This is a genomic window from Vibrio sp. 10N.222.48.A3 (assembly GCF_041475345.1).
Lineage (GTDB): Bacteria > Pseudomonadota > Gammaproteobacteria > Enterobacterales > Vibrionaceae > Vibrio > Vibrio tasmaniensis_A.
Genome location: NZ_JBFRVX010000533.1, coordinates 1 through 3,187 on the forward strand (window position 1 = coordinate 1; position 3,187 = coordinate 3,187).

Sequence of the window (3,187 nt, forward strand, 5' to 3'; positions counted from 1 at the left end):
GCGTAGGCTAGTGATGTTGAACACCAAAGTCATAGGTTGGCGATAGTGCTGTTTAGCCGGTACTACGAGCTTTCTAATTTTTGTTTTCAATGTTAGGAATTTGGATTAGATTACGCTGATGTGCACCCTAATTATAAGAAGAGTATAACCAGTGAAAATTCATAGAATTAACCCGACCAAGCGTTGGTCTGATGTGACTGTGTTTAACGGTATTGCAAGCTTTGTTGAAGTACCAGAGACGGATACAACGGCAGGAATTAAGAGTCAGGTTCAGCAAATCTTCGAACAAGCTGAAGAAATGATGAGTTTGGTAGACAGCGATAAATCTCGTGTATTGTCAGTGACTATTTACCTAACGGATTTCGCTAACTTTGATGCACTCAATGAAGTGTGGGAAGAGTGGTTCCCTGAAGGCTGCGCGCCAAGCCGTGCGTGCGTGAAAGCAGAACTCGCTAACCCTGAACTATTGGTTGAGATGTCATTCATGGTTGCTGCTGGTGAAAAGTTTCAATAAGCCGAAATCTCGGTAGATACAAGCGCTAGTAGACATAACTATTAATAAAGTCGACAGCGAACAGATAAAAAAACCACTCAGGTGAATCACTTGAGTGGCTTTTTAGTGTTCTACGCTATCCGAAACTAAATCGGATTAGGTATTAAGCGAGGCCTTGATCTCTTGCCATCTGCTTCGCGATCTTCGGTGCATGCCATAGACATGGCAGCAAGATAAACGAAACAGGAACGGCAGTGATCACAATGAACGACTGCAGAGCTGAGATGCCGCCAGAGCCCATTGAGATAAGCGCGATAGCCACTGCCCCCATAATGACGCCCCAGAATGTTCTAACTGCTGAGTTAGGTTCTGTTGTGCCAGTCATTACTACACTGATGGTGTAGGTCATTGAGTCACCTGTGGTCACGATGAACGTGGTCGTCAGGATAAGGAACAGGATTGCAATCAGAGTCGGGAACGGTAGTTGCGAAGTAATAGCTAGTAGTACAGCTGGAAGGTTGAAACCTTCGAATGCGCTAGATATTACGCCTGGGTTCTCTAATTCAAACGCTAAGCCACTACCACCAACAATGCTGAACCAAAAACAAGTCACAAGCGGTGCAACGATGCTGATAGAAACGATCATTTGGCGAATAGTTCGGCCACGTGAGATACGAGCAATGAAGATCGCCATCATTGGGCCATAACCTAAGAACCAACCCCAGAAGAATACAGTCCAGCCACCTAGCCACGCAGTATCTTGGCGGTATAGCGCCATTGGGATAAAGTTGTCGACCATTTCACCGATGCCTTGTAGGTAACCATCAATGATAAAGCTGGTTGGGCCAACAAGGAGAATGTAAACGATTAGGCACACCGATAAGATGATGTTGTAACGGCTTACCAGTTGGATGCCTTTACTTAGACCACTTAATGCCGACAGCGTATACATTGCAATAGCGAATAGAATAACGACACTTTGGGTAGCAAAGCTATCAGAAATCCCAAACAGCTCGCTCAACGCATAGCTGATCTGTAGGCCAAGGAAGCCGATAGGGCCGATTGTACCTGCGGCTACTGCCACAATGCTGCACGCATCAACGACGTTACCAATCCAACTGTTGATTGCCTTGTCGCCCAGTACTGGGTAAAGCAGGGTGCGTGGCTTAAGAGGAAGGCCTTTTTCGTAGTGCAAGTACATAAGCACAATCGAAGAGAGACCACCTAAGATAGCCCATGCAAGGAAACCCCAGTGCATGAAAGATTGTGATAGTGCATTGAATGCCATCGCTTGAGGGTCTGCATTGCCATACAGCGGTGGAGCTGAAACAAAGTGAGCAATTGGCTCTGCAGCTGCCCAGAACACGCCACCACCCGCAAGGAGTGTACATAGGACGATAGACATCCATTTAAACGTGGTCATTTCTGGTAGGGCAAGCTTCCCTAAACGAACATGGCCTGTGCGACTTAGTGCAAGCACTAAACCGATAATGAAATTGAGTAGTAGTAGGACTTGCCAGAAAGCACCGAACCATTTAGTTGAGTAACTAAAGCCGATGTTGACAAGTTCGGACAATACGGAGGTGTTGGTGAAAGCAAGGATGACAAAGAGGGTCAGGAAACTGCCACTCAGCCAAAAGACTGGGTTTCCGAGTTCCAGTTTTTCACCCAAAGATTGAGCTCTATTGAAATCGATAGAAGTAGATTCTGCGTTGATGTTTTCGTTGGCGACTTGCGTCAAGTTGGACATTATTTCTTCGCTATATTTGGCTCTTTCAAGCCTATGTATTTCTCCCACATTCGGATAAAAATGTGAGGCTCGTCAAAAAAGCCGCTGATACTAACATATTTGTTATCCAAAAGTGGGCAATTTCATAAAATAATCTCAAATCGCCCCTAATTCCCTACTTTTTGGTTAGTTTTGATACGAATTCTCATCGAATCTAAATCATATTTCTAAATTTTGAGACACTATTTTTTTAGCTTTGCGAAATAAATTAATATTAGTTGTTGGTGCAAAATAAGTGTCGAGTCATTGCATGCTATAAACAAATTAATGCGAGTCATTTTATAAATAAGGAATATTTTAGGTGTTTAATTGGCACTGTTACCTACAGTTGTTTTGCGAAGGAATTTAAGTGGCAAAAAAAGTGTCATTTACTTTAAATATCTTAAAACAACAACTTAAGGGACTGCAAACATGCACCTAAATCAAGGAAGAGTGGCCAAAAAGGTTTTTACACTCAGTACTCTCACTGCGTCATGCTTAATGGCTTTCAATAGCTATGCGGCTGTGGATTGCTCAACGTTAGAAGCGTGGGATCCTGCCACGGTTTACACCGGCGGCGATCAAGTTTCACATGACGGTAGTGCTTACAAAGCCAATTATTGGAATCAAAATAACAACCCAAACCAATTCGAAGGTGACCATGCACAATGGAAGAAGGTTGATGTGTGTAGCGGTGGTGGTACGCCCAATGAAGTGCCAACGGCTTCGTTAACGACTCCATCAGCCTCTGACATAATCACTGAAGGCGATAACGTGGTGTTGAGTGCAACGGCGCTAGATTCTGACGGCAGTGTTACCTCGGTTGAATTCTTCATTGATGGAACTTCAGTTGCGGTTGTAACAGCTGCACCTTTCGAAGCGGCTTGGGCTGCAACGTCTGGTAGCCATCAGGTTTCGGTTGTTGC

At 44.4% G+C, this 3,187-nt stretch carries 3 protein-coding genes; 2 read left to right on the top strand and 1 reads right to left on the bottom strand.

Features of this window, described 5'->3' with window-relative positions:
• Nucleotides 1-151 precede the first annotated feature (151 nt).
• Complete coding sequence (locus tag AB4653_RS15420) at nt 152-514, top strand: RidA family protein (protein ID WP_009845504.1); 363 nt, start codon at nt 152-154, stop codon at nt 512-514.
• A 142-nt stretch (nt 515-656) separates the two neighbouring features.
• Here AB4653_RS15420 and AB4653_RS15425 read toward each other — a convergent pair whose 3' ends face one another.
• Nucleotides 657-2,243 (bottom strand): BCCT family transporter, encoded by a 1,587-nt coding sequence (locus AB4653_RS15425; RefSeq protein ID WP_009845503.1) that lies wholly within the window; start codon nt 2,241-2,243, stop codon nt 657-659.
• A gap of 450 nt (nt 2,244-2,693) precedes the next feature.
• Here AB4653_RS15425 and AB4653_RS15430 point away from each other — a divergent pair.
• Nucleotides 2,694-3,187 (top strand): Ig-like domain-containing protein (locus AB4653_RS15430; protein WP_372104645.1); only part of this gene is annotated, 494 nt, incomplete at its 3' end.